The following is an 8,331-nucleotide window of genomic DNA, read 5'->3' as shown; positions in this document are numbered from 1 at the left end:
ATCTATGAGGTTTTTATTTATATTCCATCCATAGATTAATAATGTATGAAGACAGCTACAATTAAAGTTTTAAAGGATGAGTTGGAGCATCAGAATTCTAAAGAATTATTAGAGTTATGCTTAAAGTTAATTAGGTTTAAAAAAGAAAATAAAGAGTTGTTAACTTATTTGTTGTTTGAGGCGCATAATGAAGAACAGTATAGAGAAACTGTGAAAAAAGAAATAGATGTTTTGTTTAGTGAGGTTAATACAAAGAGTTATTTTTATATAAGAAAAAGTGTTCGGAAAATACTTACAACAACAAAGAGGTATATTCGGTATTCAAAAAATAAAGAAACAGAAATTGAGTTATTATTGTACTTCTGTTTACAGCTAAAAAATGTTAAACCGTCGATAAAGAAGAGTCCTCGCATACAAAATGTACTGATAACTCAAGTAAGGTTAATACGTAAAGGTATTGATAAGTTACATGAAGATCTACAATTTGATTACAATGAGAAACTAATAGAACTTGACTTATAACCTAAAAGTTTGTGTTTGTTGGTAATTCAAATATTTCTAAATCAAAATGTTTAATTGAAGCCAGTAAATGATCAAAAATATCGGATACAATATATTCGTAGTTCTTCCAGTTTTTATCAGCACTAAAAGCATATATTTCTAAAGGTAAACCTTGAGAAGTAGGTGCTAACTGTCTAACCATAATCATCATATCATTGTTGATAGCGGGATGCATTTCAATATAGGTTTGAGCGTATTTTCTAAAAACACCAATATTAGTTAAGTTACGTCCGTTTAAAAGAAGGCCTTTATTAATATTGTATTCTTTATTAAAGTTGTTAATCTTTTTTTGACGCATAGTTAAATACTCTTCAATCAATTGAACAGATTTTAATTTATCGATATCTTCATTCGACAAGTGTTTAATACTGTTTATTTTAATATTTAAAGCTCTTTTAATCCTTCTTCCTTGAGAGTTTACCATTCCTCTCCAGTTTTTGAAAGAGTCAGAAATTAAGGCATACGTCGGGATTGTAGTAATTGTTTTGTCAAAATTTTGAACCTTTACTGTGGCAAGTGAAATTTCTATTACATCACCATCTGCACCAAATTTTTCAAAAGTAATCCAATCGCCAATTCGAACCATATCGTTTACAGATACTTGAATACTGGCAACAAACCCCAAGATAGTGTCTTTGAAAATTAATATTATAATTGCAGAAGCGGCACCTAGAGCTGTGAAAAAGGCTAAAATAGACTGATTGGTTATAATAGCAAAAGACAAAATGAAACCACTAAACCAAGCAAATATCATAAATACTTGTATATAACTATCAATTGGTTTGTCTTTAAATTTTGGTAATGTTTTTAAGTAATCTTTTATAGAGTTTAAAATACTTCTAACAATTTTAATAACTAAAACGATACTAATTATTTGAACAGATTTAATAATTAGGTTTCTGATGTATTCAAAATCATAAAAAAGAATAGGAATCAATTCAAAAAATAAAAAGACAGGAATAAGATGTGCAATATTAGTAGGAAGCTTGTTAGCTAATAATATATCATCAAAATTTGTTTTTGATGTTTTAGCAATTCGAACTGAAATACTTTGAAATACTTTTCTAGTAATTATATCAATAACATAAATAGCAATTAAAAATAAAATTAGTAAAATAAATAGATTTAAATATTTAGAAGTGTTAATTGAAAAACCAAGTTCCTGTAAATAATTATAAAATAAATGCTTGTTTAAACTCATGATAATAAAAGTAAGTTGCAAATTTATAACTTATAATAGTACTAGCTTCTTGTAAAAAAAGATATTATTTATATAAGTAGATTAAAGTTTTCTTAAAATTATGCAATTAAATATAAAACAGCAATTTTTTTGTAACTTACACTCAACGAAACAAAAACTACTTAAAAATGCCAACTTATACTCTAAAAATTAATGAAGAATTGGTTACTGTTACAGCCGATTCTGATACACCTTTACTCTGGATATTGCGTGATGAATTAAATATGGTAGGAACCAAATTTGGTTGTGGAATAGCTCAATGTGGAGCCTGTACAATTCATGTTGATGGAAAAGCTATGAGAAGTTGTCAATTACAGGTTTCTGCTATAGATAGAGAAGAGATAACAACTATTGAAGGGCTTTCTAAAGAAGGAACTCATCCTTTACAAAATGCATGGAAAGAAGTTGATGTACCTCAGTGTGGTTATTGTCAAGCAGGCCAAATAATGACAGCCGCTTCTTTTTTAAAAGAAAACCCAAGCCCCAATAAACAAGAAATTCGCGAAGCAATGCATGGAAATATTTGCAGGTGTGCTTCTTACAATAGAATAGAAAAAGCAATTGCTATAGCAGCAGAAAAAATGTCATAAATACTACCAAGATGAACTCAAAAGAAAATAAACTAACATTTAGTAGAAGGAATTTTTTAAGAACATCTGCTTTAGCAAGTGGAGGGATTATGATAGGCTTTAATTTATTTACAGCGTGTAAACCAAATGTAAAGCCTTCTATTGATATAGAAAATCTAAATTTTAATGACTTTAATGCATTTATAAAAATATCAGATAATGGTTATGTCACAATCTATTCTCCTAATCCAGAAATAGGCCAAGGTGTAAAAACATCGATGCCAATGATTATTGCAGAAGAATTAGATGTTGAGTGGGGTAAAGTACATGTAGTACAAGCAAAGTACAATAAAAAGGAATATACACGTCAAGTAGCAGGAGGGAGTCAATCTATACGTAAAGGCTGGGATGCTTTACGACAAACAGGAGCTACTACAAAACAGATGTTAATAAATGCAGCTGCTACAAAGTGGGGAGTTGATTCTTCTACTTGTAAAGCATTTAAAGGAATTATTACAAATGGTAAAGGAGAAACTATAGGTTATGGAGAGGTTGTTAAAGAAGCAGTTCTATTGGAAGTACCTGAAAAAGTAGAATTAAAGAAACCTTCTGAATATACAATTATAGGTACTGATGCTGTAAATGTAGACTTAGATAAGATCACAACAGGGAAACCTCTTTTCGGATTAGATTATAAAGCTGAAAATATGTTATATGCATCAGTTTTGCGTCCACCTGCTTTTGGTCAAAAATTAGAAAGTTTTGATGATGGTGAAGCAAAAAAAGTAACAGGAGTACTTGAAGTTTTAAGGTTTGGTGATAAAGTTGCAGTTTTGGGTAAAAATACTTGGGCAGCAATGAAAGGGAAAAAAGCAATTAAAGCTGTTTGGAAAGATGCTGGAGAGTTAGAAAGCACTTTAGAACATGATAAGATTTTAAACGGAATTCTTGATAATGAAAAGTTAGATGTTCGTAGAGAAGATGGGAATGTTAAAAAAGCTTTTGCTGAGGCTGATAAAGTAATAGAAAGAACTTATCATTCTCCTTTTTTGCCCCATAATTGTTTAGAACCAATGAATTTTTATGCAAATGTAACTGATGAAAAAGTACATTTAGTAGGGCCAATTCAAACTCCACAATGGACGGCAGGAAGAGTTGCTAATTTACTAAAAAGAAAAGAAGAGGAAATTGAATTAGAAATGACAAGAATGGGTGGTGGATTTGGACGTCGCTTATATGGAGATTTTGCTTTAGAGGCTGCTGAAGTTTCTAGTTTGGCTAAAAAACCAGTAAAGGTTATTTTTTCTAGAGAAGATGATATGACAGATGGTATTTATCGACCAGCAATAAAATATAGGATTTCAGCATCTTTAAAGGATGGAGAAATTACTGGATATCATTTAAAAGAAGCTGCGATAAACAGTAATATGTATGGATTAATTCCACATTTTTTTCCTGCAGGATGTATTTCAAATTATAAAGTGTCTAGTGGTAATTATAAAAGTAATATTACTACAGGTGCATGGAGGGCTCCTTACACTAACTTTTTAGCATTTGCAGAACAAAGTTTTTTCGATGAATTAGCACAAGAAATGGGGAAAGATCCAGTTCAGTTAAGAATTGATCTATTGCAGAATGTAAAAGATAATGCAGATGAAAAAATAGAGTATTCAGGAGAGAGGATGGAGAGTACGATTAAATTAGCTGCTGAAAAAGGTGGTTGGGGAAAATCTAAAGAAGGTGTTTTTCAAGGTTTTTCGGCTTATTATAGCCATAATACCCATGTAGCAGAATTGGCAGAAGTAGAGCTGAAAAATGGTGTGCCAATTGTAACTAAAGTTGTTGCAGCTGTAGATTGTGGTATAGTTGTAAACCCAACAGGAGCAATTAATCAAATTCAAGGAGGAGTTATAGATGGAATTGGACATGCTATGTATGGAAATTTGACTTTTGAAAATGGAAAACCATCAAATAAAAACTTCGATACTTATCGTTTAATAAGAATGAATGAAACCCCAAAAGTAGAAGTGCATTTTGTTCAAAATGAGTTGTCTCCTACTGGATTGGGAGAACCTGGGCTACCTCCGGCAGGAGGGGCGGTTTCTAATGCTATTTATAGAGCATTAAATACCAGACTGTATAAACAACCTTTTATAGATGAAGTTGGAGAAAAAAGTAAAGTTCTAGGATAGAATATATAAGAAGGAGGCTAAATTAAGCTTCCTTTTTTTTGTTAAAAATAGAATTTTGAGAAGATTGTTAAAATAGTATTGAATTTTAATTGTAAAATTGATAATTATTTAATAAAAAAATGATAAAGTAGTTTTTTATTACACTTATTTTGATAATGTGTTAAATTAATATTTTTTTATAAGTAAAATCGCGATTTTACTTATAAAAATGTAAATTAAAAACTAAATTTGGAGGGCAATTTATAAAACACGCTAACAAACACATTAACAAACACAAAGCACAATGAAAATTCAAAAAGTACTAGTAGCTAACAGGGGAGAAATAGCTATTAGAGTATTTAGAGCCTGCGTTGAGGTAGGAATAAAAACTGTTGGTATTTATACTTATGAAGATAGGTATTCTTTACACCGTTATAAGGCAGATGAATGTTATCAAATAGGTGAAGATAATGAGCCCTTAAAGCCTTATTTAGATATTGAGGCTATTATTAAAGTAGCTGTAGAAAATAATGTAGATGCTATTCATCCTGGATATGGTTTTTTATCTGAAAATGCTGAATTTGCCCAGAAATGTGAAGAGAATGGAATTATTTTCATTGGACCAAAAGTGTCGGTATTAAAAGCTTTAGGAGATAAAATCACAGCAAAAGAAGTTGCAGTTGCTAATAATGTGCCAATTATTCAAAGCAGTCAAGAAGATTTAAACTCAATTGATATAGCATTATCTGAAGCAAAAAAAATTGGATATCCAATTATGTTAAAAGCAGCTTCTGGAGGTGGAGGTAGAGGTATGCGTGTTATTAGAAGTGATGAAGAGTTGAAAAAATCTTTTCCAGAGGCAAGAAGAGAATCATTAAATGCTTTTGGAGATGATACTGTTTTCTTGGAAAAATATGTTGAAAACCCAAAGCATATAGAAATTCAAATAGTTGCAGATACTTATGGAAACATTGTGCACTTATATGAAAGAGATTGCTCTGTACAAAGACGGTACCAAAAAGTTATAGAATTTGCCCCTTCATTTGGTTTAACAGATAAAATTAAAAATGATTTATATACTTATGCTATTGATATTTGTAAAGCAGTAAACTATAACAATATAGGTACTGTTGAATTTTTGGTAGATGACGATGGTAGTGTATATTTTATAGAAGTAAATCCACGTATTCAGGTAGAGCATACTGTTACTGAAATGGTAACGAATATTGATTTAGTGAAAACGCAACTGTTTATAGCTGGAGGTTATAAATTAGCAGATAAACAAATAAAAATCCCAAGTCAAGAGTCAATTGTAATTACAGGATATGCATTACAATGTAGAGTTACAACGGAAGACCCTGCAAATGATTTCAAACCAGATTATGGAACAGTTTCAACGTATAGAAGTGCATCTGGATTTGGAATTAGATTAGATGCTGGAAGTATATATCAAGGGGTGAAAATATCGCCATTCTTTGATTCTATGTTAGTGAAAGTTTCTGCAAGAAGTAGAACATTAGATGGTGCTTGTAGGAAGATGTTAAGAGCTTTAGTCGAGTTTAGAGTAAGAGGTGTAAAAACAAATATAGCTTTTCTTGAAAATATATTACATCACGAAACATTTAGAAAAGGAGAAGTTACAGTTAATTTTATAAAAAATGAACCTAAACTATTTGAATTTAAAGAACCTAAAAACAGAGCTAATAAGCTCATTAATTTTTTAGGAGAGGTAATTGTAAATGGAAACCCTGATGTTAAAAAAATAAATAAAAGTCATCAGTTTACTGTACCTAAGGTTCCTAAGTTTTCAAAAACAGAAAATTATGCGAAAGGAACCAAAGATTTATTAACTGAGCTGGGACCTGAAAAGTTTGCACAGTGGTTAAAGAATGAAAAGAAAATTCATTTTACAGATACAACTATGCGTGATGCACATCAAAGTTTGTTGGCAACACGAATGAGAACTACAGATATGCTAAAAGTAGCTGAAGGATATGCAAAGAATCATCCAGAGATATTTAGTATGGAAGTATGGGGGGGGGCAACTTTTGATGTTTGTTTACGATTTTTACAGGAAAATCCATGGGAACGATTAGCATTATTAAGAAAAGCAATGCCTAATGTTTTATTACAAATGTTAATTAGAGGGTCTAATGGAGTTGGATATACAGCGTATCCAGATAATTTAGTTGAAAAATTTGTAGAAAAATCATGGGAAACTGGAGTAGATGTTTTTAGAATTTTTGATTCATTAAACTGGATGAAATCTATAGAACCATGTATTAAACATGTAAGAAATAGAACCAATGGATTAGCAGAAGCTTCTATTTGTTATACTGGGGATATTTTGAATCCAAATAAAACTAAGTATGATTTAAAATATTACTTGCAATTAGCAAAAGATATAGAAAACGCAGGAGCACATATTTTAGGAGTAAAAGATATGGCTGGGTTATTAAAGCCACAAGCAGCATATGAATTAATAAGTGCATTAAAATCAGAAATTAATATTCCTATCCATTTACATACTCACGATACATCTTCGGTTCAATCTGCAACGTATTTAAAGGCTATAGAAGCTGGTGTAGATGTTGTTGATGTAGCATTAGGAGGATTATCTGGATTAACATCACAACCAAATTTTAACTCAATGGTTGAAATGTTACGATTTAATGAAAGAGAAAATCTTTTAAACACCGAGAAATTATCAGAATACTCGAACTATTGGGAAGCAGTAAGAGGATATTACTATCCTTTCGAATCAGGATTAAAATCAGGAACTGGTGAAGTTTATGAACATGAAATTCCAGGAGGGCAATATTCAAATTTAAAAGGGCAAGCTATTGCTTTAGGGTTGGAAGAAAAGTTTACAGAGGTAACGAAAATGTATGGAGAGGTAAATACAATGTTTGGAGATATTGTAAAAGTAACACCTAGTTCAAAAGTGGTAGGTGATATGGCTCAATATATGATAAGTAATGATTTAACAGTTAAAGATGTAATGGAAAGAGGAGATACTATTTCATTCCCACAATCTGTAATTAGTTTCTTTAAAGGAGATTTAGGACAGCCAGTTGGTGGTTTTCCTGATAAACTTCAAAAAATCATTTTAAAAAATGAAGAACCGTATACAGATAGGCCAAACGCGCATTTAGAGCCAATTGATTTTGAAAAAGAATTTAAAGATTTCAAAAGACAATTTGGAAAAGGAATGGGAAGAGAGTTAGAAATTACTGATTTCTTATCATTTAAATTGTATCCAAAAGTGTTTACTGATGCTTATAACAACCATTTAAAATTTGGTAACGTAATGAATATTCCAACTAAAAACTTTTTATTTGGAATGGAAGTAGGTGAAGAAATTATGGTTGATATTGAATCAGGAAAGAAAGTGTTAATTTCATTAATGCAAAAGAGTGAGCCAGATGAGAATGGCTTTATAAATGTTTTCTTTAAGATTAACGGACAAATGAGAAATGTATCTATTAAAGATAATTCCGTAAAAGTTGATAAAATAGAAAATGTGAAAGCAGATGCAGAAGATGAAAAACAAATAGGAGCTCCTTTGCAGGGTTTATTGTCAACAGTATTAGTTAAAAACGGAGAAGAAGTAAAAGAAAATCAGCCGTTATTTATTATTGAAGCCATGAAAATGGAAACAACAGTAACAGCTATTTCTTCAGGTATTATTGATAAAGTTCTATTAGAAGCAGGATCCTTGGTTGATGCTAGTGATTTAGTAGTGAAACTGAAGTAAGAGATAAGTTAAGTTTTTTTGATATGCTCTTAA

5 protein-coding genes are annotated in these 8,331 nt (G+C 30.7%); 4 read left to right on the top strand and 1 reads right to left on the bottom strand.

Annotated elements, in window-relative coordinates:
- Nucleotides 1-45: 45 nt before the first annotated feature.
- Entirely contained in the window at nucleotides 46-522 is a 477-nt protein-coding gene (locus tag DS884_RS15145; RefSeq protein ID WP_093871606.1) for a hypothetical protein, read from the top strand.
- Between the two features lies 1 nt (nucleotide 523).
- On the opposite strand, the gene DS884_RS15140 is transcribed toward DS884_RS15145, so the two are convergent.
- A complete protein-coding gene (locus tag DS884_RS15140) occupies nucleotides 524-1,762 on the bottom strand; it encodes a mechanosensitive ion channel family protein (RefSeq protein WP_093871605.1) in 1,239 nt (412 codons plus the stop codon).
- A gap of 167 nt (nucleotides 1,763-1,929) precedes the next feature.
- Between DS884_RS15140 and DS884_RS15135 the strand changes: the two genes are divergently transcribed.
- The 3 genes from DS884_RS15135 to DS884_RS15125 all read left to right on the top strand — a co-directional run bounded on the left by DS884_RS15135 (nucleotide 1,930) and on the right by DS884_RS15125 (nucleotide 8,298).
- Nucleotides 1,930-2,391: a (2Fe-2S)-binding protein gene (locus DS884_RS15135; protein WP_113787349.1), complete on the top strand. Its 462-nt coding sequence runs from the start codon at nucleotides 1,930-1,932 to the stop codon at nucleotides 2,389-2,391.
- Between the two features lie 11 nt (nucleotides 2,392-2,402).
- Entirely contained in the window at nucleotides 2,403-4,562 is a 2,160-nt protein-coding gene (locus tag DS884_RS15130; protein ID WP_113787348.1) for a xanthine dehydrogenase family protein molybdopterin-binding subunit, read from the top strand.
- A 283-nt stretch (nucleotides 4,563-4,845) separates the two neighbouring features.
- Nucleotides 4,846-8,298, top strand: a complete 3,453-nt coding sequence (locus DS884_RS15125) for a pyruvate carboxylase (RefSeq protein WP_113787347.1) — start codon at nucleotides 4,846-4,848, stop codon at nucleotides 8,296-8,298.
- The last annotated feature ends 33 nt before the right edge of the window (nucleotides 8,299-8,331 follow it).

It is taken from the genome of Tenacibaculum sp. E3R01 (assembly GCF_003318185.1).
Lineage (GTDB): Bacteria > Bacteroidota > Bacteroidia > Flavobacteriales > Flavobacteriaceae > Polaribacter > Polaribacter halocynthiae.
The sequence above is the reverse complement of the archived record's forward strand: the minus strand, read 5'-3'. Positions and strand labels throughout refer to the sequence as shown.